Origin of the sequence: Propioniciclava flava, from assembly GCF_004126535.1 — a bacterium.
GTDB classification, from domain to species: Bacteria; Actinomycetota; Actinomycetes; order Propionibacteriales; family Propionibacteriaceae; genus Propioniciclava; species Propioniciclava flava.
The window spans coordinates 17,196-42,375 of the sequence record NZ_PPCV01000004.1 but is presented as its reverse complement, the minus strand read 5'-3'; the positions used below and the strand labels follow the sequence as shown (position 1 = coordinate 42,375).

The window sequence follows — 25,180 nt, the reverse complement described above, 5'->3', positions numbered from 1 at the left end:
TGGGGTTAGGCCGCCAGTTCCGCGTAGCGACCACCGGCTGCCAGCAGGCTCTCGTGCGTGCCCCGCTCGACGATGCGCCCGTGGTCCATGACGACGATCTCGTCGGCGTCGCGCACCGTGCTGAGGCGATGGGCGATCGTGAGCGTCGTGCGTCCTTGGGCGAGCGCGTCCAGGGCAGCCTGGAACTCTCGTTCGGTCTCGGTGTCGAGCGCGCTGGTCGCCTCGTCGAGGACCAGAACGCGCGGATCGGCCAGCAGCGTGCGCGCCACCGCGACGCGTTGGCGCTCGCCACCCGAGAGCCGATGACCGCGCGCCCCGACCAGGGTGTCCAACCCCGCGGGCAGCGCGACGATGGTCTCTGCGACCTGAGCCACCCCGAGGGCACGCCACAGTTCCGCGTCGTCGGCGTCCGGCTTGGCCTGGAGGAGGTTGTCGCGGACGCTGGCATGCGACAGGTACGTCTCTTGGCTCACGACGCCGATGGCGCGGGCGCGGTCGGTCAAGGAGAGGTCGCGCAGGTCGATCCCGTCGAGCGTGATGCGCCCACGGGTGGGGTCGGCGAGCCGCACCAGGAGTGAGGCCAGCGTGGACTTGCCTGAGCCGGTCTCCCCCACCACGGCGACCGTCCGTCCGGGCGCGAGCGTCAGATCGACGTCGGACACGACGTCCACGTCACCGTCGGGGTAGCGGTAGCTGACGTCCTCGAACACGACCTCGCCACGCACGGACGCGGCAGGCAGGGGTGTGGGATGCGTGGGTTCTGGGACGTCCACGGGGAGGTCGAGGTAGCCGAAGATGCGGCTCAGCAGCGCCATGGACGCGACCCACTGGGCTCCCATGCTCAGCAGCCCCAGGATGGGACGGAAGATCTGCGACTGCAAGGCGGTGAACGCGACCAGGGTGCCGATCGTGATGTCACCGGTGAGCGCGGGGAAGCCTGCGGCGAGATAGATGATCGCGGGGATCACAGCGAAGACGATCTGCATGGTGGCCATGCGCCACTTCCCGGCGAGTTGGCTGCGGATCTCCAGATCGACGAGCGTCGCCGAGGTTTCGTCGAAGGCGTCGACGCGCGCTTGTGCGGCACCGAGGGTCTTGGTCAACAGGGCGCCGTTGACGCTGAGGGCCTCGTCGACCTGGGCGTGGAGGTCAGCCAAGGTGGCCTGCCGTTGAGCGGTGATGTCGCGGCGAATCAACGCGACGCGGCGGGTGAGCAGCACAGCGGGGGGAAGGACGATGAGGCTGAGCAGGCTGAGGCGCCAGTCCAGGAGAACCATGGCTGCGGCGGTGCCGACGGCGGTGGTGACGTTGGAGGCCACGGAGGTCGCCGTGGTGGTGATGACGGATTGAAGCCCCGCGATGTCATTGATGAGGCGCGATTGGATCTCTCCGCCGCGCGTGCGCTTGAAGAAGGCCATCGACTGACGTTGCAGGTGGGCGAAGACGTCGGAACGCAGGCGGCTCATGACCCGCTGCCCCATCGCGGTGGCAAGCCATGTCTGGACGACCCCAAGCACTCCGGTGGCGATGGCGATGGCGATCATGCCCCCGACGGCCCAGGCCAGGAGGGTGAGGTCGCCGTGAGGGAGCGCGTCGTCGATGACGGCGCGCAGCAGGAAGGGTTGCGCCAAGCCGACGAGCGATGCGGCCACGACCGCAAGAATGACGACGCTCAGCGCGCCGAGGTGGGGCCGGAAGAGGCGGACGACCCGCTCCCAACTCACAGGCGATTCGGCGAGTTGTGCGCGGTCGGCGGGATCGATGCGGGCGGGGCCGCGGAGTTCTGGGGGGCCCATAGCCATCTGGTGCCCCTTTCTGTCGTTATACTGAGGTTACCTCACTATCAACTGCGGAGGCTCTGTGAGTATTCCCGCCACGTCCGAGTTGGCCGACCTCATCCTGCGCGCGGCACGACGCCTGCGCGCTGCCCACGCGGCCGCCCTCGACGGGCTCCCCGTCAACCCTCACCAGGCCCACGCCCTGCGCGCCATCGCCCGACTCGAGCCCGCACGCCCCTCGCAGGTCGCCGGACGCCTCCGCGTCGCCCGAGGGTCGGCGACGGAGGTCATCGACACGCTCGAGGCCGGCGGCTGGGTGGCACGCACCCCCGACCCCTCCGACGGACGCGCCACCCTGCTCTCCCTCACCCCCTCGGGCCGAGACCTCCTGGCCCGCGTCGCACAGGCGCGCGATCGCGGCGCGGAGGGGATCCTCGGCGGACTCTCCCCCCAGGAGCGCGCCACGCTCACCGAGGCCCTGACCCCCCTCACCACCCCCGATCCCCAGGCGTAACCCACCCGCAGCGATCCACGGGCCCCGTTTTGTCGAAGGACTCCGCACACGTTAGTATTGAGAACTATTCTCACTATTGTTAGGAGCTTCCGATGCGCGCCTCCCGCGTGGCCCTTCCGGGTCTCATCGCGTCCCTTGCCCTACTAGCCACCGCCTGTTCATCCGGGGCCGCGACGCCCTCCTCCCCTCCCGGAGGCTCCGCCGCGGACGCACCGCTGGCCATCGCGACAACGACCCATTGGGGCTCGATCCTGTCCGACATCAGCCAGTGCGCGGGAACGACCTCGGCCACGCTCATGGGACCCGGGGACGATCCCCACGAGTTCTCCACGTCCTCGGCGGAAGTGGCAAACCTGGTCAAGGCCAAACTCGTCATCACCAACGGGCTCGGGCTCGAGGGCGGCCTGCGCACCACCCTCGCCAACGCGGCCAAGGACGGCGCCCACCTGGTCGAGATGGCACCCCAACTCGACCCCATCCCGTTCGGATCAGCACAACACAGCGATGCTGCCGAGCACGGCGGAAGCGCCGAACCCCACAGCGACCACGCCGGACACGACCACGGCACCACCGACCCCCACGTTCACATGGACGCCGGACGCATGGCCAAAGGGGCCGCCCTCGTCGGATCCGCCCTCGCCGACGCCACCGGAAACAGCACGTTCACGACCTGCGGCGCCCAGGTCGAGCAGCAACTCCGCGACACCGACGCCGAGGTTCGCCAGATCCTGTCGGTGATCCCCCAGGAGCGACGCGTCCTGCTGACCGATCATGAGGCCTACAACTACTTCGCGCAGGCGTACGGGTTCACCGTCGCCGGCGTCGTGATCCCCGGCGGCGGCACGGACGCCGAGCCCAGTTCCGCCGAACTGGCTGCGCTCGTGGACGTCGTCCACCGCACCGGAGTGCGCGCCATCTTCTCCAACAACACGGTCAATCCGCGCCTGGTTGACGCCGTCGCCCGCGAGGCGGGCACCCCGCTCGCCGTCGTCGAACTGTATGAAGGGTCCGTTGGCCCGGCGGGGTCTGGCGCCGACACCTACCGCGGCATGATGCTCACCGACGCGCAGCGCATCGCTGACGCGCTGGCGTGAGGGCAGGCCAGCCATGGAATGGTGGATCGAGCCCTTTCTCCTGGGCTTCCAGCAACGCGCACTCATCGGCGGAATGGTGGCCGCTGCCACCTGTTCCGTCGTCGGGGTGTGGCTTGTCCTGCGCGGCATGAGCTTTTTCGGGGACGCCTTCGTCCATGGCGTCCTGCCGGGCATCGCCGCCGGGGTCATCTTCGGCTTCAGCCCCTTCCTGGGAGCTGCCATCGCGGCGCTGGTCATGGTCGCCGGGATCGAACTGATCCACCGGCAGACGTCGCTGAAGGAGGACACCGCCATCGGGTTGTTGTTCGTCGGGATGATGGCCCTGGGCGTGGCGCTGATCAGTAAGTCTCGCTCCTATACGGGGTCGCTCACCTCCATCCTCTTCGGCGACATCTTTGGAGTCGATGAGTCCACCGTCGTGTCGATGAGCGTTCTGGGTGTCATCGTCGTCGCCGGTTCGCTGGTGCTGTACCGGCCACTGCTGGCGCTAGCGTTCTCCTCGGCGAAGGCGCAGACGCTGGGCATGAACCCGCGCTTCACCCATGCCGCCCTGCTCGTGCTCATCGCCACGGCAGTGATCGGCAGCTTCCAGGCCGTCGGGACTCTGCTCGTCTTCGGCCTGCTCGTCGGCCCCCCTGCCACGGCAGCGCTCCTGGCGCGCACCGTCCCGCAGATGTTCCTGACCTCCGTGGTACTCGCGGCTTTCGCCGTGTGGCTGGGCCTCACGCTCAGCTACCACTGGGGCACGGCAGGCTCGGCCACCATGGCGCTGGTCTCCATCGCCGTCTTCTTCCTCACCCTCACCGTCCGGCGCACCGCCTCATGGCTGGCAGCCCGACCCGCCCAGGAGGTCCACGCATGAACGCGACACCCCCGTTTGCTCTCGGCACCGGGGTGACGCTGGGTTATGGCCATCAGGTCGCGTTGGCGGCGTCCGATTTCACCATCCCAGCTCAGGGCGTCACCGCCATCATCGGCCCTAACGGTTCAGGAAAATCGACCCTCCTCAACGCCCTGGCCGGCATCCTCCCGGTCATGGGGGGAACGCTGAGCGTGCTGGGGGGCCCACCTGGACGCCGCGGGGTCACCTCATACGTGATGCAGTCACCCGCGTTCCCGACCGGCACCCCCATCACTGTCGGCGAGGCCGTCGCTATGGGGCTGTACTCCGACCTGGGTTGGTTCCGGCGTCCCCGCGCCCGCGACCGGGCCCGGGTGCAGGAGGCGATGGAACGCCTGGACGTGACCGCGCTCGCAGGCAGGCACCTCGATGAGTTGTCCGGCGGACAGCGCCAACGCGTCTATGTGGCTCAAGGGATCACCCAACGCCACCAGATGCTGCTGCTTGATGAGCCCCTCACTGGGCTCGACTTGGTCTCGATGCGGACGATCGACGCCATCATCCACGCTGAACGCGAGCGAGGCCACGGCGTCGTGCTGACCACCCACGACCTAGACGAGGCTCGCGCGGCCGACTGGGTGCTCCTCACGGGAGGCCGCGTTCTCGCGGCGGGCCCTCCCGACGAGGTCCTCACCCGCGAACACGTGGAGAAGGCCTACGGCTTGGGCGCGCTACACCCGGCGACCACGGACCTCCTCGACGATCCAGCCTGCCCGCCCCATCGACCCGACAGCACGCCGGATATGGCCCACGGCAACCGCCCCAGGGGATATGGCCCACGGCAACCGCCCCAGGGGATGAGGCGCAGCCCATCCCGAGGGCTGATGCTCCCCTGGTGCGGGGTGTTTACGCTGGTCAGGTGACCACACCGCTCCCCGCACCTGAGCAGACGACCCTCCCCCGGTGGCGGGAGTCGTCCTTCTGGATCCCGCGCCCGACGGATGCCATGTTGGCTGCGCTCGTGATGTTCGTTGCCCTCGACCAGTGGTACGTCGGTGGCGGCTCGTGGTTCCTGCTTCGCCTCGTCGGCATCGCGATCCCCCTGCTGTGGCGTCTGAAGTTCCCCGACCTGGTGGCGCTCGCCATCATCCCGGTCCACCTGCTCCAGGTCGGATTCGCGATGGGGCCGTCGCTGACCAACATCGCCGTCCCGATCATGCTGTACACCGTCGCCGCTTACGGGCGGGAGCGGTGGCGCAACAGTTGGCTGATCATCGGCTTTGCCGCCGCGCTACTCGCGGCGATCTCCTGGTCGGGGATGTCGTGGCATCCGGACGTGAGCGACATGTTCGCCCTGGCCGCATCGTTCACCGCGATGGCCTCCCTGGTGGCCGCCTCCTGGGCGATCGGCAGCGCCGTCCGCTCCCGCTCGGTCGCCCGGGACGCCTCCCTCCACGCCCTCCTCGCCCAGCAGCAGCAATACCAGCAGGCGATGCTGCTCACGGCGACGCAGGAGCGTCAGCGTCTGGCCCGGGAGATGCACGATGTGGTCGCCCACAGCCTCGCCGTGATCGTCGTCCAGGCCGATGGCGGTGCGTATGCCGCGGGCATGGACGGCGACCCGGAGAAGCGTCTCGCCGTGGCTGAGCGCGCGCTCACCACCATCCGCACCACCGCCCAAGAATCCCTCGCCGAGACCCGCCGTCTCGTTGGTGTCTTGCGCGACGGTCAGGCACCCGAACTCTCCCCGGCCGCCAACCTTGGTGATCTTCAGGGCATCATCCAAGGTTTGGTCGATGCGGGTCGCGACGTGCGCCTGGAGGTCACCGGCGACGTCAGCTTGCGCCGCCTGCTGACCCCCGCGATGGAACTGGCCATCGTGCGCATCGTCCAAGAAGCCCTCACCAATGCGGTCAAACATGCCGGGCCAGACGCCGCCGTCCGGGTCCGTATTCACCACTCCCCCGCCGGGGTGTCGCTGCAGATCCGCGACAACGGCAAGGGAGCAGGGGTCACCGACGGTCTCGGACACGGGCTGGTCGGCATGCGCGAGCGCGTCGCCGCCTTTGGTGGCACGATGGCCGCACGCAACCACATCACCGGAGGTTTCGTGATCGAAGCCTTCATTCCTACCAACCCTGGAGCCACAGCATGACCGAGCCCATCCGCCTGATCCTCGCCGACGATCAGGAGTTGGTGCGCTTGGGATTCCGCATGGTGCTGGACGCCCAATCCGACATGACCGTCGTCGGCGAGGTGGGCAACGGCGCGGACGCGGTGCGTGCCGCCACGGGCCCCACCGGTTGTGATGTCGTGCTGATGGACATCCGCATGCCGATCATGGACGGCGTCGAGGCCACCCGCCGCATCGTCGAATCGGGCGCGCAGACGAAAGTGCTCGTCTTGACCACGTTCGACCTGGACGAGTACGTCTTCGCGGCCCTGCAGGCGGGGGCGTCCGGCTTCCTACTCAAGGACGCCGGACCGGCTGAATTGCTGGCCGGGATCCGGGCGGTGCACAGCGGCGAGGCCGTCGTCGCCCCCACCGCCACCCGCCGCCTGCTGGAGCGCTTCGTGCCTCTGCTGCCGGGCGCAGGCGCCGCGACCCGCGCCGCCGCACGCGTGGAGGAACTGACCGAGCGCGAACGCGAAGTCCTCACCTTGGTGGCCCAGGGGCTGACCAACAACGAGATCGCCTCCACGCTGTTTCTCGCAGAAGCCACCGTGAAGACCCACATCGGGCACATCCTTGCCAAGCTCGCGATCCGTGACCGGGTGGGTTTGGTCGTGCTCGCCTACGATGCCGGGCTGGTCTCCCCACAGGCGTGAGCCGCCCCCTCATCCCGTGGTCTGACCGACTGCACCTCAGGGGCGAGGGACACCCCCGCCAATGGCAGCACCCCCCACGCTGCGGCGGACCGATGACGCGAAGGCAGGCGTCCGGCAGGGTGGAGAGGTAGCCCACACGAGGAGGATCATTCCCCATGCCCATCGCACCACCCGCTGTCCGTGCCGAGTCGCTCACCAAGGTGTACGGCTCCGGCGAGACGTCCGTCACCGCCTTGGACGCCGTCAGCACCCAGCTCGAGTCGGGTGAGTTCACCGCCATCATGGGGCCCTCGGGCAGCGGCAAGTCGACGCTGCTCCACCTGCTCGCCGGCCTAGACCAGGCCAGTTATGGCCGCTCCTGGGTGGGTGATGTGGAGATCACCGGACTGGATGACAAGCGGCTCACCAAGGTCCGCCGCGATCACATCGGCTTCGTCTTCCAGTCGTTCAACCTCGTTCCCACGCTGAACGCCCGCGAGAACATCCTGCTCCCCCAGCGCCTGGCGGGGCGCCGCCCCGATCAGGAATGGTTCGACGAGGTGGTTTCCACCCTTGGCCTCACCGAGCGTCTCACCCACCGCCCCTCCGAACTGTCGGGTGGCCAGCAGCAGCGCGTCGCCGTGGCGCGAGCCTTGGTCATGCGCCCCACCGTCATCTTCGCCGACGAACCGACCGGTGCCCTGGACTCGGCCGCGAGCGCCGACGTGCTGGGCGTCCTGCGCCGGGCCGTCGACATGTACGGCCAGACCGTCGTCATGGTGACCCACGACGCCTCCGCCGCGCGCGCGTGCGACCGGGTCGTGCGCCTGGCCGATGGCCGCATCGTCGCTGACGAGCGGTGAGAACGGTGCTGCGCGAACCACGTCGTCTCGTTTCCTCCGCCCTAGCGATCATCCTGGGCGTCGCCTTCACCTGCGCCACGCTGATCCTGGGGTCGTCCCTGTCCCGCTCCTACACCGACCAGGTCGCAGGCCGGGTCGGTGACGCGTCCGTCGTCGTCACCGGTTCAGCTCTGTCCCCGGCCACCGTCAAGGCGATCGGCACAGTGCCGGGCGTGACCGCCACCCGTCCGCTGGTGGAGTACGGAACCATGGTCGGAACCCCTGAGTTCTACGTCCAGATCGTCACGCTGCCCGCAAGCGGCAAGACCACCGTCGTGCAGGGTCGGCTCCCCGCCGCCACCGGCGAGGTCGTGATCAACGACGACCTCGCCCAAGTCGGGCACCTCTCCGTGGGCGACAAGCTCCCCTGGAAAGAGGGCTCCGGGGACACCATCGTCGGGATCGTGAAGCCGGGATCCGCCGCGACATCGTCCACCGCAATCCCCTTGGTGCTGGCACCGGACGCGACGGCCCTGCGGCTGAGCGGCGGCAACTACGCCCTGGTGATGGTCAGCGGCAACAACCCGGATGCACTGGTCGCCTCGATCAAGGCCCTGCCCGGCATCAGCACCGACAAGGCCTCCGTCGCGACGGCGGCTGACTGGACGGCCAAGAAGGTCGCCGCCTACACGAACAACACCTCGGTGACCACGTATGTGCTGCTCATCTTCGGAGTCATCGCCTTCTTCGTCGCCGCGCTGGTCATCAGCAACACCTTCTCCATCCTGGTCGCTCAGAACACTCGCCGCCTGGCGCTCCTACGCTGCCTGGGCGCCTCGCGCGCTCAAACGTTCCGGCAGGTCCTCAGCGAAGCATTCTTGACCGCGGCGGTGGCTGGCCTCATCGGTCTCGGGGTGGGCTGGGGGCTCGTCTCCCTCCTTCCGCTACTCGCCCCCAGCGTGTTTGGCGCTGAAGCGATGACCCCCGACGCCGTCGCGCTCATCGCCCCCTGGCTCGCTGGCGTCGTCGTCACGGTCGCTGCCGCCGCGCTGCCCGCACGAGCCGCAACCCGGGTACCTCCCCTGGCGGCTTTGCGCCCCGATCTGGCCCCAGCAAGCGGCCGGGCGATCGGCGCCTTCCGCACGACGATGGGGATCCTCACCTTCGTCGCCGGTGGCGCGGGTCTGGTCGCCGCCGCCGTGATCGGGAAAGAGACCGGCGTGCTGATCGGGGTCGTCGCCGGTGTGCTCAACTTCGCTGGCGTCCTGCTGCTGGGGCCCTGGTGGATCCCGGCCGCGGCCGCCGCACTCGGGCGTCCGTTCCGCGGGCACATCGTGGGGCAGTTGGCCGGGGAGAACACCCGCCGCACGCCCCGTCGCGCCGCTGCCACCGCAGGTGCCCTGCTGATCGGGACGACGCTGGTCTCCATGGTTCTGACCGGTGCAGCCATCGCGAACACGACCATCCAAGACACCGTTGACCGGCGTCATCCGGTCGAGATCCTCATCTACGGCGACGTCACCTCGCAGTTGACCCAACGCGTCGCAGCCGTGAAGGGCGTTGCCGCCGCGGTTGACGCAACCGTCGCCGACGGCACGGTGGAGGCGAACGGGAAGTCGACCCAGGTGATGGCCATCGGGCTGACCACCGCACAGGCCACCACCCTGGGGTGGGCGTCCGCAGAGAACCTTGCCCCCGACGAGATCGCGATGGGATCCTCCACCATCGCCAACGGAGCCACCGTCAACCTGACGATCGGCGGCCGCGCCATTCCTCTCCGCGCCCGCATCGTTCCCCAGGCCGCGATGACGGCCGTGAATCCGGCCGTGCTGTCCACACCCGGAGCCGAAACCAGCAAAGTGATGCTGGTGAAGCCGACCGCCGATGCGAATCCCGCAACGCTCCTGGGTGACATCGGCACGGCGCTCGACGGTGCCAGCGTGACGATCACCTCGGCCCATGCCGAACGCGAGATGATCGCTCAATCGTTCGCGGCGGTGCTGGCCGTCGTGTTGGGCCTGTTGGGCGTCTCCGTCTTGATCTCACTGGTCGGCGTCGGGAACACCTTGGGGCTGTCGGTGCTGGAGCGCCGCCGCGAGACGGCGCTGCTGCGGGCCCTGGGATTGGACGCTTCGGCGGTCAAGCGTCTGCTGGGAGGCGAGGCACTCCTGCTGGGCGGCGTCGCGAGCGTCGCTGGGGTCCTGCTCGGCATCGGCTACGGGATCGCGGGAATGGAAGCGATGCTTGGCAAGGAGACCGCCGTAACGATCGGCATCCCCTATGCGCAACTGCTGCTGCTGATCGGGCTCACGCTCGGGCTGGCCTGGATCGCCTCCGTGCTGCCTGCGGGGCGCGCCGCCTCGGTCTCACCGGCGACGGCGCTCGCGCAGGAGTGACCTGACTCCACCCCTCGGAGAGTCGTGGCCCGGTGTTCACGTGGACACCGGGCCACGACACACAATCGTTGCTAGCCTGTACACGCTTCGGGGACGAGGAAGCCGGTGAGATTCCGGTGCGGTCGCGCCACTGTGAGTCCAGCAGATCACCCTGTCGGATGAGCCAGATACTCCACCACCAGGCACACAGCTCACCTCCTGGACGCGTCCTCCACGCGAGGGTCGACTCGCCCACGCCTGGCCACGCGTCCCGCCTTCAAAGGGGACCCATGCCGAACGGTAACCACCTCGATCTCAGCCAAGCCGAGACCGTCTTGCATGGGCTCACACCCACGATGAACCTCAGCGTCGGGGGGCAGTGGATTCCGGCGGCGGACCTGCTGGCCGCCCCCTCGATCGTCGCCGCGCTCGTTGCCGAGCACGCGCGCATACGTTCGATTTCGGTCCCCCGGCATGCGGCCTCCCTGTTCTTCCAGCGCTATTGCCACCGGCTGTGCTCGGCCACACTGGGTGTCTGGGTCCTGACCGGGATGGCCCTCGACGCGTCGGCAAGACAGGTCAGTGTCCAGATTCGCGACGGCAGCCCGGCCGGCGTCCAGTTCACCGGACGCCTGAGACCCACCCACACCCCCGAGGACCTCGTCAGCGGCCTCGTGGAGGAACACCTCCTCCCCCTCGCTGCGCAACTACAGGGCGCGGCGCGCCTGTCGCAGCCTCAAACGTGGGGAAACATCGCGGCCGCTCTCGGCATGTCCGCCCGGACACTCTCCACCGTCCGGCCCGCCGCCGAGGTGCTCCGCGCGGTCGCACCCGTCTTCGGGACCAGAGAGGTGCTGCAACGCCTCGGCTCATGTCGCATCCTGGAGGGCCCGCACGGACCACGCCTGTTCTACGACCGCGCGAGTTGCTGCCACTGGTTCGAGATTCCCGAGGGCAGCTACTGCTCCTACTGCTCACGTCTGACGCATGAGGAGCGGACGTGCCGGTTCATCGACGCCATGGCCGCCGAGACGCCCACGCCCTAGAGCGAGCCCGGGTCGGGATCCCGGCACAATAGGTCCATGATCATCGCTGCCGCCGACGGTTCCTCCCTGTCCAATCCCGGCCCGGCAGGATGGGCGTGGTTCGTCGACGGCGACACGTGGGCTGCGGGTGGATGGCCGCACGGCACCAACAACATGGGCGAACTCAAGGCCGTCCTCGATCTGCTCGAGCAGACCGCTGAGGCAGACGATGATCTGCTGATCTTGTGCGATTCGCAGTACGTCATCAATTCGGTCACCAAGTGGATGCCCGGCTGGAAGCGCAAGGGGTGGAAGAAGGCCGACGGCAAACCCGTCCAAAACGTCGACCTGCTGCAGGCGATCGACGCCGCCCTGCCCGGTCGCCGCGTCACCTTCGAATGGGTCAAGGGCCACGCCGGCCACGAGTTGAACGAAGCAGCCGATGCCCGCGCCCGCGCCGCAGCCACCGCCTACCAGCAGCGGCAACCGGTGAACGCGGGGCCCGGCTTCCCCGGCACGCCCGCCGCCTCCGCGGCCTCCTGCACCCCCGAAGCCGCGCCTGCTCCCGTTCCTGCCGCAGAACCCGACCTCTTCTCCGAAGCCGAGGCGGCCACCGAACATCCGGCCATCGCCTCGCAGCGCCGCTGGCTTTCCGATGAGCTCCGAGGCGACCGTGACGCGGCCGCAGAACTCCTCCACCCGCGCTTCACGGGAGTCGATACCCGCGGGGTCTCCTCGGGTAAGGGCCGCATCCTGGCGTCGCTGGCGCCCTTCCCCGACCCGGTCAGCATGGAGATCGACGGCGTCGAAGAGCTGGCGCCCTGGGTGGTCCTCGTGCGCTGGCACGCGCGCAGTCGCTCGGCCGTCAGCGCTCACGCGTCCGTATGGGTCAAGCAGGGGGACGCGTGGCGCCTGCGGTTCGACCAGGCGACCGCCACGACTCGCTGAAAGCACACCGGCGGGCCCCACGGTGGGCGCCCGCACGGTGAACAGCCCGCCCACGAGGCCACATGCCTCCTTAGGGTGTGCGCATGTCCGAAAACCTGCAGGTGAGAACCCCCGAGGCGAGCTTCGAGTTGCCGATCACCGACGGCACCATCCGCGCGACCGACCTCAAACAGGTCCCCACACAAAGCGGGCCGCTGGCCACCTATGACCCCGGCTTCATGAACACCGCCTCCTGTCGCAGCGCGATCACCTACATTGACGGCGATGCGGGCATCCTGGAGTACCGCGGCTACCCGGTCGACCAGCTCGCCGCAGGGGCCTCCCACCTCGAAGTGGCCTACCTCCTGCTGTACGGCGAACTGCCCACCCCCGACCAGCTCGCGTCCTGGGAAAAGCAGATCAACACCCATCGGCTCGTCCACGAGAACGTGCGCGAACTGATCGACGCCTTCCGCTACGACGCCCACCCCATGGCCAAGCTCATGGCGGGGGTGGCGTCCATGCAGACGTTCTATCCCAGTTCGCGTCGCATCGACGACCCCGAAGCCCGAGAAATGAACATCATCCGGCTGCTGGGCAAGATCCCCACCATGGCCGCCTGGGCCTATCGGCATTCCATCGGGCGTCACTTCGTCTACCCCAACGACGAACTCGGCTACGTCGACAACTTCTTGGCCATGCTCTTCCAAAGCCAACAACGCGTCTATCGCGCCGACCCCCGCGTCTCCCGGGCGCTGGAAGTGTTGTTCATCCTGCACGCCGACCACGAGCAAAACTGCTCCACCAATGCCGTGCGTTCCGTGGCCTCCGCGGGCAACGACCTGTTCACGTCCGTCGGCGCCGGCATCGGTGCCTTGTTCGGGCCGTTGCATGGGGGCGCGAACGAGGCGGTTTTGGGCATGCTGCGAGAGATCGGCACGATTGATCGCGTGCCCGACTTCATCGCCGGCGTCAAGGAGGGCCGCGCCCGCCTCATGGGCTTTGGTCACCGGGTCTACAAGAACTACGACCCCCGCGCCAAAATCATCAAGCGCTCCTGCGACGACGTGTTTGAGGTCACCGGCGTGAACCCGCTGCTGTCCATTGCCTTGGAACTGGAGAAGATCGCCCTGGAGGACGAATACTTCGTCTCCCGTCGCCTCTACCCGAATGTGGACTTCTATTCAGGCCTGATCTATGAGGCGCTGCGCTTCCCACCCGAGATGTTCACCGTGCTGTTCGCCGTCCCGCGAACGGCAGGCTGGTGCGCGCAATGGTTGGAGAACATGACCGATCCTGACCAGAAGATCATGCGCCCCAAGCAGATCTACACCGGCTACCGCGAACGGACGTTCGTACCCCAAGACCAGCGCGGGTAGGCGCTTCGAGCGCGGGCGCTCACCGTGCCCGCGCTCGGGATCTGCGTCAGTCGAGGGTCGCGTCGAGGAACTCGCCGTCGGGCCGCTCATCGAGATCTCCGGGCGGACCGCCGAGGTGGGGCGCGTCCATGATCGGGGAGCCGACGTAGCGCAACGCCCCCAGCGCGAAGTCCATCAGGCAGGCGACTGCCTCGAACTCGGACGCCTCAATCAGGTCCAGCGCCCGCTGATGCGGGAGAAGGGACGCCGCCACCACACCGCACTCGACGCCGCTGCGGAGCCCATCCAACGGCGTCCGGGCACGAAGGTCAGCCACCAGACGTGTGAGTTCGACATTCGGATGCAAAGTCAGCAGCGAGGCGAAGAAGGCGTCTTCGGCGCGGCGGAAAGCGTGGAAGTCGCGCTCCTGCAACGCCTCCGAGCAGCGCCCCTCCAGTTGCCGCAACGTGATGAGGTCGGCAGGACGCACGAAGATGCTGGCCACCTGCACCGCGGCGGGCTCGACGAGGCGTCGGATCCCGACGACGTCGCTGCCCCAGAACTCTCCCTCGCCGCGGATACGGACCGCCCCTGACTCGAGACGCTCCAAGAAGCCGTCGCGGCCGAGTTCGCGCAAGACGTCCAGCGCCTCCTCTTCGCCCGTTTCCAGGAAGGCGGCGATGTCTTCAAGCGGATAGGGGGTGTCCACGACCAGGACTTCGTCGGCCATGAGCATGCGCAACCGCGCCACACGCTCGGCGGGCGGGCACGGCAGCGTCTCGACGAACGCATCGTTGACGAACATCGAATCCGGCCTCCTCGGGAATCGTGCCTGACGATAAATCGGGACAACGCACCACGTTGGCTGTTGCCAGAAAGTTGCCATTGTCAGGGAGGCCTGGTGTGCGGCTGTAAGGTTCAGCGAATGGGAAATGGCGTGATGTTCCAGGCGGTCGTAGCGATCCTGGTCGGCTTGGTCGTCAGCGTCTTGATGTTCGTTCCCTTCGTCGCCTTAAGCTATCGACGCCGCGGCAGCCTCAGCGCAGGTCGCATGCTCGCCTGGCTCGTCGCCGTCATCTATTTCTGGGCCATTTGGGCCTACACCCTGCTGCCCTTGCCGCAGGTGGGCAGCTATCGCTGCGCAGGGATCAATCTCAACCCGCTGGCGTTCGTCCATGACATCCAGCGGTCGTTCGCCGCAGGCGGCAACCCGCTGCGGCATCCGGCTTTGCAGCAACTCGTCTTGAACGTCGCGCTCTTTGTGCCCCTCGGGTTCTTCATCCGCACGCTGGGTGGGCGAGGCGTCGTCGTCGCAACCGCGTCCGGGCTCGGCGTCTCAGCGGTCGTCGAGTTCACCCAGCTCACGGGCGTGTGGGGCCTGTACCCGTGCGCCTACCGGGTCTTCGACGTCGTCGATCTCCAAGCCAACACCTTGGGGGCCCTCCTGGGCTCCATCATTGCCCTGGCGGTGCCGGGAGCGTGGCGCCGGGCCGGGATCCGGCCAGAGGCCGCACTGCCCCACCCCGTCACGCGGGGACGCCGCTTCCTGGCCATGGTCTGCGACGTGTTGGCCGCCAGTTTGATGGGAGTGGCGACGGCGGCGGCCACGAACGTCGTCGTGTCGTTGATGAGGCCCGACTTGGACGTGCAACAAACCGCCCAGGCCACCTGGCTGGGGTCCGGCCTTCCCGCCCTCGTCTGGTTCCTCGCCATCATGGTGACCGGACGTTCCATCGGGGACTACGCCGTACAGCTTCGCTACCGGGGTGGCCCCCTACCGGTCCTCCTCGCGCGGCTCCTGCGCGCCCTCGGCGGTATTCCTGGCTTCATCCTGCTGGGCCTGCCCGAGTCGGGCCCGAACTACCAAGGGCCGTTCCTCATATTGGCGTTCATCACCTGGCTCGCGACGCGCAACGGCCGCGGCCTTCCAGGGCTGATCAGCGGGCAGGAGTTGGTCGACGCCCGCGAGCCGTGAGGCCCTCGCGCGGTGGACACACCTGTGCACAACGGGCGGTTCGCTGTGGACAAGGACGCACTTCGGTGGACAGCGGCCACTGGGCGTGAGAACAGTTCAGGTTTTCTTGCGGGGCCCCGTGGCGGCCCGCTAGACAAGTACCTACACGCTGAACGTTGGCGTCGTATGGCCGGATGATCGACCGCCGCCGACTGCGCGTCGGCGCTCCACTTTGGTGACGTGGGTGGAGGCGGTTCGCGCCGGGCCATGGCCGGAATCGTCACGCCATCTCCGGCCAGAATCAACGGGGTGGGCCCTCGTCGTATGGGGCATCGACGAGGGCCCATTGCTGTGTCGAGACGCAGGGTGTCCCCGGCCGGGGCGACCGGATCCGCGTGCCCGGTTCGGCTACCGATAAGCTGAGCGACGCACCGTCACGACGATTCAAGGGAGATCACAGTCGCATGGCCACGATCATCTACACGCTCACCGATGAGGCGCCCCTGCTGGCCACCTATTCGTTCCTGCCGATCGTCGAGGCGTTCACCTCGGCCGCCGGCGTCGAGGTGGAAACCCGCGACATTTCGCTGTCGGGCCGCATTCTCGCGGCGTTCGCCGACAGCCTCCCCGAGGATCGCCGCGTCGCCGACGCCCTCGCCGAACTCGGCGAACTCGTGCAGCGCCCCGAAGCCAACATCATCAAGCTGCCCAACATCTCCGCCTCCGTTCCCCAGCTCAACGCCGCAATCGCCGAGCTTCAGGCGCAGGGCTACGACCTGCCCTCTTACGACGACGCCACGGCCGAGGAGAAGGCCCGCTACGACGCGGTCAAGGGTTCGGCGGTCAACCCGGTTTTGCGCGAGGGCAACTCCGATCGCCGGGCTCCTCTGGCCGTGAAGAACTACGCCCGCAAGCACCCCCATTCGATGGGCGCCTGGAGCGCCGACAGCCGCACCGAAGTCGCCACCATGACTGCTGACGACTTCCGCTCCAACGAACTGTCGGTGATCATGCGGCAGGCCGACACCCTGCGGATCGAATTCGTGGACGCCGACGGCGCCGTCACGGTGCTGAAGGAACTCCCCGTCCTCGCAGGGGAAGTCGTCGACGCCACCGTCATGCGCGCGGCAGCCCTCGACGCCTTCTTGACCGAACAGATCGCGCGAGCCAAAGAACTCGGCGTGTTGTTCTCGTTGCACCTCAAGGCCACCATGATGAAGGTCTCCGACCCGGTGATCTTCGGCCACGCCGTCCGGGCCTTCCTGCCCACGACGTTCGCCGCCTTCGGTGACCAACTCGCCGCGGCGGGTCTGACGCCGAACAACGGGCTCGGCTCCATTTTGGCCGGGCTCGACGGCCTCCCCCAGGGAGCGGAGATCAAGGCGTCCATCAACGCTGAGCTGGCCGAGGGCCCCGCCTTGGCGATGGTGAACTCCGATCGCGGCATCACGAACCTGCACGTCCCCAGCGACGTGATCGTGGACGCGTCCATGCCCGCCATGATCCGCACGTCCGGCCACATGTGGGGCCCTGACGGCGCCGAGGCCGACACGTTGGCTGTCATCCCCGACAGCAGCTATGCGGGTGTATACGCAACGGTCATCGCCGACTGCAAGGCTCACGGTGCCTACGATCCGACCACGATGGGGTCGGTGCCCAACGTTGGCCTCATGGCGCAGAAGGCCGAAGAGTACGGCAGCCACGACAAGACATTCATCATCGAGCGCCCCGGCACGGTGCGCGTCGTGGGGGCTGCGGGCGAGGTGCTCATGCGGCACGACGTCGCCGCTGGGGACATCTGGCGCGCCTGCCAGACCAAGGACGCCCCGATCCGCGACTGGGTCAAGCTGGCCGTCACCCGCGCCCGCGTTTCCCACACCCCCGCGATCTTCTGGCTCGACCCCGAGCGCGCGCATGACCGCAATCTGCGCACGTTGGTGGAGAAGTACCTGACCGACCACGACCTCACGGGGCTCGACATCACGATCGCCTCCCCGGTCGAGGCCACCCAGACCTCGATCGACCGGATCCGCCAGGGCCTGGACACGATCTCGGTCACCGGGAACGTGCTGCGCGACTACAACACCGACCTGTTCCCGATCCTGGAGTTGGGCACCTCGGCGAAGATGTTGTCCGTGGTCCCGCTGATGGCAGGCGGTGGCCTCTTCGAGACGGGTGCAGGCGGCTCGGCCCCCAAGCACGTCCAGCAACTCGTCGAAGAGGACTACCTGCGCTGGGATTCCCTCGGTGAGTTCCTGGCACTGGCCGAAAGCCTGGAGCACCTGGCCCGCAGCACCAACAACCCGCGCGCAGCCGTGCTCGCCACAGCACTGGACGCCGCCACCGGCACCCTGCTGGAGGAAGGCAAGTCCCCCGGGCGTCGCGTCGGCCAGATCGACAACCGCGGCAGCCACGCCTGGCTGGCCCGCTACTGGGCGCAGGAACTCGCCGCCCAAACCGAGGACGCAGAGTTGGCGGCCGTGTTCGCCCCCGTCGCCGAGGCCCTCGCGGCGAACCAGGACGCGATCGACGCCGAACTTCTCGGCGTCCAGGGGCATGCGGTGGAACTGGGCGGCTACTACCGGCCAGACCCGGTCGCGACCGCCACGGTGATGCGTCCCTCGGCCACGCTCAACGCCATCATCGACGCTGTCGGCTGAGGTTCGCCCGCCAACACAGCAACGCGACCGGGGCCCCGGAATCCTGATGTGGATTCCGGGGCCCCGGTCGCATCATGGGTCAGCCGCGGTGGAGGCGGCGCCACGCAAGCTCGGCCAAGAACGCGGCCTGCCGTGGCAACACCGCGTCGTCGAACACGACCAGCGGCGAGTGATTCCACGCTGCGGTCTCCCAGTCCACCTGCGGCGGGGTGGCCCCCAAGAACACGAACGCTCCGGGGATCTCATTGAGCACGTAGCTGAAGTCCTCCGAGCCCATGTGCGGGGCCGCGAGTTCGCGGGCGTCGTCGGGACCGACGAGGTCCGTGGCCACCGCGAGGGCGAACGCTGCCTCGTCGGGGTCATTCACCGTGACGGGGTAGTCGATCTGGAAGTCGACGTCGACAGTGCAGCCATGCGCGGATGCGATCCCCTCCGCCAGCCGTTTGGTCTCCACGATCAGCTTGTCGACCGACGCCTGCGACAACGCACGCACCGTGGCGCCCAGGCGTGCCGAGGGCGGGATCACGTTGACGGCCTGCCCGGCGGACAACTGCGTCACGGTCACCACCACCGGATCGAACACCGAGAACCGGCGGGTCACCATCGTCTGCAGGGCCGACCCGAACTCCAGCAGGGCGGGCACCGGATCCACCGAGGTGGCGGGCTGTGACCCATGCCCACCACGCCCATGCACGGTGACATGCAGTTCGTTGGCGCCTGCCATCAGGGTGCCTGCCCGTGTCTCGAAGACGCCGAACTTCCCCGTCGCCACGTGGACGCCGTAGGCGGCGACCGGGCGCTCACCGGCGGCGTCCAGGACGCCTTCGGCGATCATGCGGGCGGCGCCGCCGTCGCCTTCCTCTCCCGGTTGGAACATGAAGATCACGCTGCCGGGCAGGTCGTCGCGGCGGGCGGCGAGCAGCCGGGCGGCACCCACGAGCCCGGTGACGTGCAGGTCGTGTCCGCACGCGTGCATGGCCCCGTTGGTCGAGGCGTAATCCAGCCCTGTCTCTTCGGTGACAGGCAGCGCATCCATATCGCCGCGCAGCAGGACGACCGGGCCGGGACGACCGCCGCGCAGCACCGCCACCACTGAGGTAGATGAGGTGCCGAGCGTGATCTCCAGCCCCAGGTCGGCGATCGCGTCGAGGATCCGCCGTTGAGTGCGGGGCAAGTCCAAGCCCACCTCGGGGTCGGCGTGCAGGCTTCTCCGAAGCGCGGTCAGCTCATCTGCTGCGGTCGCAGCGTCGTCCAGGAAGGTCATGGGCTCAGGCTATCGCCGCACCCCTGACCAGGGGACGCTCAGTACACGTGAACGGTGGCCCCGATGGGGGTGTGCTCGAACAACCACGTGATGGCGGCTTTGTCGCCGACGTTCACGCAGCCGTGGCTGGAGCCTGCATAGCCCTGCTTGGCGAACCCCGAGGAATAGTGCACGTACATGTCGGGGTGGAACATGATGCTGTAGGGCATCGCGCCAGCGCCATAGTTCTCCGAGCGCGGGTTGCGCTGCTTGTCGTAGACGCGATAGGTGCCGTTGGCGGTGGGGAAGTTGCGCCAGTTCTTGTTCTTCGCGTGCTGAGCGAAGCCCCCCAGCCGCACCGGCACCGTCCGCTCCACCGTGCCGTCGACGACGTAGCGCAACGTGCGTGCCCCCTGATCGACACAGAGCACCGTTCCCGCGACGCGGCAGGCCTCAGGCAACTCGCTCGAGCGGGGTTCCTGGTTGGTGGCCAAGGCCACCCAGGTGGCCTCATCGAGCGTCCCGGTGGCGTGGATCCCGCGGGAGCGCTGGTAGTTCAGGATCGCGTTGGCGCCCCGCACGTCGATGCGCTTGGTGGGGTTGCCCTCCAGGTACCCCTGTTCGGCCAAGGCCTGTTGCGCCAGCGTGGCGCACGCCCCGCTGGACCAGTGACGGACCGCCTCGGCCAGGCAGCTGCCGAACCGTTCCTGCTGGGCGGCCGACAACGCCGGAAGGGTCGGCTCAGGAGTGGCGTCCGAGGCCGGGGCACCAGGCGACACTGGCGCCTCCGGGGCGCTGGCGGTGCTCTCCGGCGCGGAGGTGGACGCCGCCACGCTCTCCCCCGGAGTGGGGGCCCCTGCGGGCGCGCTCGTGGCGTCGGGGTTGGCCGACGTCGACGGCGAGGATGCGGCGAGGGGTGACCCTTCTGCGCGCTGCGCGGCGGGCACGGCACAGCCCGTCAACGAAGCGGCCACAACAAGGGCGACGACAAGAAGCGTAGGAGGGCGGCGTGACAACACCATGACAGTGTCTCGCATTCGGGCAGCACCTCGGTACGTGTCTTGCCCAGGTTTCCGTTCACGTCACGTTCGGCGAGAGACTACAAGCGGACAAGACGGAAGTGAAGGTAGGAGCGGGGCGTGGAACTGGACAGCCTCTTCCGGGTCGTCGATGTGACCGGCGTGGTGGCCAGCGGGCTGCTCGGCGGTGCCGTGGCCCGGTCCAAGCGGTTCGACATCGTCGGATTCGTCTCGTTGGCGATCATCACGGGACTCGGTGGCGGCATGATCCGCGACGTCTTGCTCAACACGGGCTTCCCTGTGGCGCTGACGGACCCGGCCTATCTCGGCGGCGCCCTGATCGCCGCGTTCGTGGCGTACGTGGTGCGCCTGGACGGAGCACTGCCCCGGCGTGCCCTCGCCTTCGCCGACGTCTTGGCGCTGGGCTGCTGGGCGGCAACCGGCACGATCAAGGCGGCAGGGCTCGGCCTGGCCTTCATGCCGTGCATCTTGCTGGGCGTCATCACCGCCGTCGGCGGCGGCATGCTGCGCGACGTCCTGGTCGGACGCACCCCCACGGTGTTCGGCGGCAACACCTTGTATGCCACCTTGGCGATGCTGGGGGGAGCCGAAACGTGGATCTTCACGGAGATCCTCAAACGCCCCCAACTCGGCATGCTCGTCTCGATCCTGACGACGGCCGTGCTCGGCGTGATGGCGCGCCGACTAGGGTGGATGCTGCCCGAACCCGTCGAACTCAACCTCCGCGCGCTCCGCATCCGGCCGCTGGGCCCCAAGGCCAGCGCGCAACGCCTCGGGCGGCGGCTGGCTCGGCGGCGCGCCAAAGCAGAAGCCAAACAGGACAGCCACCCCGACCTGGACAGCGTCGACGACGCCCTGTGAGACAGCCACGCCGCGCACGCCCGGACCCGCGGCAGCGGCCCTGCACGTTCGCTTCGCCGCTTAGGCTGGGGTGAACCCGAACCAGGAGAAGCCGTGACACCAGTGGTGAACGTGCCCGATGTGGCCTTGATCTTCGAAGGGGGCGGCATGCGCGCCGCCTACACCTCCGCCGTCGTCGTGGAACTACTGAAAGCGGGGCTGGTGTTCCCGTTCGTGGCAGGCATCTCGGCAGGCGCCTCCAACACGGCCAACTACCTCGCAGGCGACGGCCCCCGAGCCAAGGCGTCCTTCACGACCTTTGCGGCCGATCCACGTTTCGGCGGGCTGGGCACCTTCGTCCGCGGCCAGGGGTTCTTCAACGCCGACTACATCTACCAGCACACCTCGGCCCCCGATGAGGCGCTGCCGTATGACTTCGACCGTTTCGTCGCACATCCGGCCGAGATGTCGCTGACCGCCTTCCGCTGCCGCGACGGCGCCACCGTGCGCTGGAGCAAACGCGACATCGGCACCATGGGGGACCTGATGGTGCGCGTCCAGGCGTCCTCCACGATGCCCGTCCTCATGCCGCCCGTGACCATCGATGACGAGGTGTACGTCGACGGTGCGCTCGGCGAGTCGGGCGGCATCGCCCTCGACGCGGCCCGCGCCGTCGGGTACACGAAATTCTTCGTCGTCCTGACCCAGGAGCGGGGATACATCAAGGCGCCGATGAAGTATCCGCGCTTCTACCAGGCCCACTTCCGCCGGATGCCCGCAGTCGCCGACGCGCTGCTCACGCGTCCGGCACGCTACAACGCCACCCGGGAAGAACTCTTCGAACTCGAGCGCAGCGGGGACGCCTACCTCTTCGTTCCCGACCACATGCCGATCAGTAACTCCGAACGCCACGTGGACGCCTTGGAACGGGCCCATGCACTCGGCCTGGAACAGGCGCGTCGCGAAGTCCCTGCCTGGCGCGAATACCTGGACGTCCCCGCCGGTGACTAGAGTCGATGCCATGAATCTCGCGATCACCGGAGCCCACATCGTCCCCATCACGGCGGAGCCGTTCGAGGGGACCATCGTCATGACCGACGGGCACATCTCGTCGCTGGGGCCCCGGGCGCGGATCCCGAAGGGGCACGCCGTGCTCGACGCAGAGGGCGCCTGGGTGCTGCCTGGCTTCATCGACGCGCACGTCCACCTGGGCGTCCACGAGGAGGGCGAGGGGTGGGCTGGAAACGACACCAACGAGGCGACCAACCCCGTGATGGCCGCAGCCCGGGCCCTGGACGCGATCAACCCGATGGAGAAGGGCTTCGACGATGCCCTGTCGGGCGGCGTCACCTCCGTGAACGTGAATCCCGGCTCGGGTAACCCCATCGGCGGCCTGACCGTTGCGATCAAGACCTTTGGCCGCGTCGTGGACGAGATGGTCATGCGCTCCCCCTCCGGCTTGAAGGCTGCCCTCGGCGAAAACCCGAAGCGCTTCTACGGTGAGCAGAAGAAGACTCCTTCCACGAGGCTCGGGACGGCGCTCACCATCCGCGAGGCCTTCGTCGCCGCCCGCAACGTCGGCGCTCAGGAGTCCCCGGAGCAGAACCTGGTCACGATGCGCTGCTGTCGGTGCTCAACCGTGAGATCCCGTGGCGTCAGCACTGCCACCGCGCCGACGACATCGCGACCGCCCTGCGGATGGCGCAGGAGTTCGGCTACGACCTCGTCCTCGATCACGGCACCGAAAGCTGGAAGATCGCTGATCTGATCGCCGAACGCGGCGTCCCGGTCCTGTACGGGCCGCTGATCGTGTCCCGGTCGAAGGTGGAGGTGCGTGACCGCATCCCTGCCGCCCCCGGTATTCTGGATCGCGCCGGCGTCGACGTGTCGATCATCACCGACCATCCCGTGGTGCCGATCGACTTCCTGGTGACGCAGGCTGCGCTGGCCGTCAAGGAGGGCATGGAGCCCGCCTCCGCGTTGCGCGCCATCACCATCAACCCCGCCACCGTGATGGGGGTCGCCGACCGGGTCGGCTCCCTGGAGAAGGGCAAGGACGCCGACGTCGTGCTGTGGAACGGCGATCCTCTCGACATCCGCAACCGGGTGCTGCGCACCTTCGTCTCCGGCGACGAGGTCTACTCCTGGGATCCCGACACCCGTCAGGCAACCTGGGCGTCCCGCTACTGAGGCCCGCCCGCCCCGACCGGTTCAGGCGAACGGGTCGGGGGTGAGGGTGTACTTGGTTTGCAGGTACTCCCGGATGCCTTCGGGGCCACCCTCACGGCCGAGCCCCGACTCCTTCCAGCCCCCGAACGGGGCCGCCGCGTTGGAGACGACCCCCACGTTGAGCCCCATCATGCCGGTCGCGAGCCGCTCGATCATGCGCTGGGCGCGGGCAAGGTCCCGGGTGTAGACGTAGGAGACGAGCCCATATTCGGTGTCGTTGGCGAGTCGGACGGCCTCGTCCTCGCTCTCGAATGTGGTGATCGCGAGGACCGGGCCAAAGATCTCCTCCCGCATGAGGGCGGCGTCGGCTGGCACGTCGGCGAGCACGGTCGCCTCGAAGAACGACCCTGGGCCTTCCACGGCGTGCCCGCCGGTCCGCACCGTGGCGCCGCGGGCGACGGCGTCCGCGACGAGTTCCTCACTCTTGGCGACCGCCCGAGAATCGATCAACGGGCCGATGGTCACTCCGGGCTGCGTCCCCGCGCCCGTCTCGAACGCGGCCACGGCCTCGGTGACCCGGGCAGTGAACTCTTCGACCAGACTCGCATGCACGAAGAACCGATTGGCCGCCGTACACGCTTGCCCGATGTTGCGGAACTTGGCCGTCAGCGCGCCCGCGACGGCAGCATCCAGATCGGCGTCGGCAAAGACGAGGAACGGCGCATTTCCACCCAACTCCATCGAGGTGCGCAGGACACCGGGCGCGGCCCGCGCCAGGAGGTCGCGCCCCACCGGCGTCGACCCCGTGAAAGACAGCTTGCGGACGCGCGGATCGTCCAGGATCGCCGCACTCACCGGCCCGGACTTCGTGCTGGGCACGACGTTGACGACACCGGCGGGTACCCCGACGTCCAGGAGCACCTGCGCGAACAACGAGGTCGTGAGTGGGGTGAGGGAAGCAGGCTTGACCACGACCGTGCAGCCTGCCGCCAACGCCGGGGCGATCTTACGGGTCGCCATGGCCAACGGGAAGTTCCACGGCGTGATGAGGTAGCAGGGCCCCACCGGGTGCTGGCTGACCACTACGCGGCCAGTTCCCTCCGGGGTGATGCCGTAACGGCCCTGGATGCGGACCGCCTCTTCGCTGAACCAGCGGAGGAACTCGCCCCCGTAGGCCACCTCCCCGAACGACTCCTGCAGCGGCTTGCCCATCTCCAGGGTCATGAGCAGCGCGAACTCGTCGCGGCGTCGCTGGAGTTCCTCGAAGGCGGCGCGCAGCAGTTCGGCACGCTCACGGGGCGCCACCCTGGCCCAGGCGGGAAAAGCGCGATCGGCGGACGCGAGAGCGTCCAGCGCATCGCGGGGTGACGCGTCGGCGATACGCACCAGGGGCAGGCCAGTCGCCGGGTCGCTGACGGTGAAGGTTCGATCCCCTTCGGCGGGACGCCACACCCCGTCGATCAGGAGGCCGTCCGGGACGCGGCCTAGGAGCGCCACCGTGCGTGCGGCAAGGCTGCCCTGAGGATCCGTTGCGCTGGTCTGGGTGGGGTTCATCTCGTCCCTCTCGTGGCTGCCTGGCTCGCGTCCGGCTCTGCATCGACGCCGGCGTCCGCTTCTGCCCCCACGATAGGCGCCTCCCTCACCACTGGGGCGGGCACGTGAGGGCTCCGGCATCCGACGCTGCTGGTCGAGCAAACCGGCGAACCACAGTG

The 25,180-nt window shown here is 68.3% G+C and carries 22 protein-coding genes and 1 riboswitch; of the genes, 17 read left to right on the top strand and 5 right to left on the bottom strand.

What is annotated here, in order from left to right; all coding sequences use genetic code 11:
• Positions 1-5 precede the first annotated feature (5 nt).
• Positions 6-1,802, bottom strand: a complete 1,797-nt coding sequence (locus tag C1706_RS06690) for an ABC transporter ATP-binding protein (RefSeq protein ID WP_129458458.1) — start codon at positions 1,800-1,802, stop codon at positions 6-8.
• Between the two features lie 58 nt (positions 1,803-1,860).
• Between C1706_RS06690 and C1706_RS06685 the strand changes: the two genes are divergently transcribed.
• From C1706_RS06685 to C1706_RS06635, 11 genes are all read left to right on the top strand, one after another.
• The gene (locus tag C1706_RS06685) at positions 1,861-2,292 is read left to right on the top strand and encodes a MarR family winged helix-turn-helix transcriptional regulator (protein ID WP_164987466.1); all 432 of its coding nucleotides are present in this window, start codon (positions 1,861-1,863) and stop codon (positions 2,290-2,292) included.
• A gap of 92 nt (positions 2,293-2,384) precedes the next feature.
• Positions 2,385-3,386 carry a metal ABC transporter solute-binding protein, Zn/Mn family gene (locus C1706_RS06680; protein ID WP_129458456.1) on the top strand — a complete coding sequence of 334 codons (1,002 nt, stop codon included), beginning with the start codon at positions 2,385-2,387 and terminating at the stop codon, positions 3,384-3,386.
• Positions 3,387-3,399: 13 nt separating this feature from the next.
• Positions 3,400-4,248 (top strand): metal ABC transporter permease, encoded by an 849-nt coding sequence (locus tag C1706_RS06675; protein WP_129458455.1) that lies wholly within the window; start codon positions 3,400-3,402, stop codon positions 4,246-4,248.
• A complete protein-coding gene (locus C1706_RS06670) occupies positions 4,245-5,150 on the top strand; it encodes a metal ABC transporter ATP-binding protein (RefSeq protein ID WP_129458454.1) in 906 nt (301 codons plus the stop codon). The genes C1706_RS06675 and C1706_RS06670 overlap by 4 nt, the downstream gene beginning before the upstream one ends.
• The gene (locus C1706_RS06665) at positions 5,147-6,382 is read left to right on the top strand and encodes a sensor histidine kinase (RefSeq protein WP_129458453.1); all 1,236 of its coding nucleotides are present in this window, start codon (positions 5,147-5,149) and stop codon (positions 6,380-6,382) included. Before C1706_RS06670 ends, C1706_RS06665 begins: the two co-directional genes overlap by 4 nt.
• Positions 6,379-7,056: a response regulator gene (locus C1706_RS06660; RefSeq protein WP_129458452.1), complete on the top strand. Its 678-nt coding sequence runs from the start codon at positions 6,379-6,381 to the stop codon at positions 7,054-7,056. The genes C1706_RS06665 and C1706_RS06660 overlap by 4 nt, the downstream gene beginning before the upstream one ends.
• 155 nt (positions 7,057-7,211) lie before the next feature.
• Complete coding sequence (locus C1706_RS06655; RefSeq protein ID WP_129458451.1) at positions 7,212-7,898, top strand: ABC transporter ATP-binding protein; 687 nt, start codon at positions 7,212-7,214, stop codon at positions 7,896-7,898.
• 5 nt (positions 7,899-7,903) lie between these two features.
• Positions 7,904-10,273 (top strand): FtsX-like permease family protein, encoded by a 2,370-nt coding sequence (locus C1706_RS06650; RefSeq protein WP_164987465.1) that lies wholly within the window; start codon positions 7,904-7,906, stop codon positions 10,271-10,273.
• Positions 10,274-10,333: 60 nt separating this feature from the next.
• Positions 10,334-10,466: riboswitch (cobalamin riboswitch) on the top strand.
• A gap of 76 nt (positions 10,467-10,542) precedes the next feature.
• Positions 10,543-11,298, top strand: a complete 756-nt coding sequence (locus C1706_RS06645; RefSeq protein WP_164987464.1) for a ferric iron reductase — start codon at positions 10,543-10,545, stop codon at positions 11,296-11,298.
• A 36-nt stretch (positions 11,299-11,334) separates the two neighbouring features.
• A complete protein-coding gene (locus tag C1706_RS06640; RefSeq protein ID WP_129458448.1) occupies positions 11,335-12,225 on the top strand; it encodes a ribonuclease HI family protein in 891 nt (296 codons plus the stop codon).
• An 83-nt stretch (positions 12,226-12,308) separates the two neighbouring features.
• Positions 12,309-13,583 carry a citrate synthase gene (locus C1706_RS06635; protein WP_129458447.1) on the top strand — a complete coding sequence of 425 codons (1,275 nt, stop codon included), beginning with the start codon at positions 12,309-12,311 and terminating at the stop codon, positions 13,581-13,583.
• Positions 13,584-13,629: 46 nt separating this feature from the next.
• Here C1706_RS06635 and C1706_RS06630 read toward each other — a convergent pair whose 3' ends face one another.
• A complete protein-coding gene (locus tag C1706_RS06630; RefSeq protein WP_164987463.1) occupies positions 13,630-14,367 on the bottom strand; it encodes an FCD domain-containing protein in 738 nt (245 codons plus the stop codon).
• Between the two features lie 120 nt (positions 14,368-14,487).
• Here C1706_RS06630 and C1706_RS06625 point away from each other — a divergent pair, with 120 nt between their 5' ends.
• Both C1706_RS06625 and C1706_RS06620 read left to right on the top strand, forming a co-directional pair.
• Positions 14,488-15,537: a VanZ family protein gene (locus tag C1706_RS06625; protein ID WP_206661020.1), complete on the top strand. Its 1,050-nt coding sequence runs from the start codon at positions 14,488-14,490 to the stop codon at positions 15,535-15,537.
• A gap of 443 nt (positions 15,538-15,980) precedes the next feature.
• Positions 15,981-18,176, top strand: coding sequence for an NADP-dependent isocitrate dehydrogenase (locus C1706_RS06620; RefSeq protein ID WP_129458445.1), 2,196 nt, complete (start codon positions 15,981-15,983; stop codon positions 18,174-18,176).
• Between the two features lie 79 nt (positions 18,177-18,255).
• Here C1706_RS06620 and C1706_RS06615 read toward each other — a convergent pair whose 3' ends face one another.
• Positions 18,256-19,440 carry a M20 metallopeptidase family protein gene (locus C1706_RS06615; RefSeq protein ID WP_129458444.1) on the bottom strand — a complete coding sequence of 395 codons (1,185 nt, stop codon included), beginning with the start codon at positions 19,438-19,440 and terminating at the stop codon, positions 18,256-18,258.
• Positions 19,441-19,478: 38 nt separating this feature from the next.
• A complete protein-coding gene (locus C1706_RS06610) occupies positions 19,479-20,456 on the bottom strand; it encodes a L,D-transpeptidase family protein (protein WP_129458443.1) in 978 nt (325 codons plus the stop codon).
• Positions 20,457-20,558: 102 nt separating this feature from the next.
• On the opposite strand from C1706_RS06610, the gene C1706_RS06605 reads away from it, so the two are divergent.
• The 4 genes from C1706_RS06605 to C1706_RS14570 all read left to right on the top strand — a co-directional run bounded on the left by C1706_RS06605 (position 20,559) and on the right by C1706_RS14570 (position 23,489).
• Positions 20,559-21,320 carry a trimeric intracellular cation channel family protein gene (locus C1706_RS06605; protein WP_129458442.1) on the top strand — a complete coding sequence of 254 codons (762 nt, stop codon included), beginning with the start codon at positions 20,559-20,561 and terminating at the stop codon, positions 21,318-21,320.
• A gap of 93 nt (positions 21,321-21,413) precedes the next feature.
• Positions 21,414-22,310: a patatin-like phospholipase family protein gene (locus C1706_RS06600; RefSeq protein WP_431830689.1), complete on the top strand. Its 897-nt coding sequence runs from the start codon at positions 21,414-21,416 to the stop codon at positions 22,308-22,310.
• A 10-nt stretch (positions 22,311-22,320) separates the two neighbouring features.
• Complete coding sequence (locus C1706_RS14575; RefSeq protein ID WP_241653469.1) at positions 22,321-23,067, top strand: amidohydrolase family protein; 747 nt, start codon at positions 22,321-22,323, stop codon at positions 23,065-23,067.
• Positions 22,998-23,489, top strand: a complete 492-nt coding sequence (locus C1706_RS14570) for an amidohydrolase family protein (RefSeq protein ID WP_241653468.1) — start codon at positions 22,998-23,000, stop codon at positions 23,487-23,489. The genes C1706_RS14575 and C1706_RS14570 overlap by 70 nt, the downstream gene beginning before the upstream one ends.
• 21 nt (positions 23,490-23,510) lie before the next feature.
• On the opposite strand, the gene C1706_RS06590 is transcribed toward C1706_RS14570, so the two are convergent.
• A complete protein-coding gene (locus C1706_RS06590) occupies positions 23,511-25,022 on the bottom strand; it encodes an NAD-dependent succinate-semialdehyde dehydrogenase (RefSeq protein ID WP_129458441.1) in 1,512 nt (503 codons plus the stop codon).
• Positions 25,023-25,180: the final 158 nt, after the last annotated feature.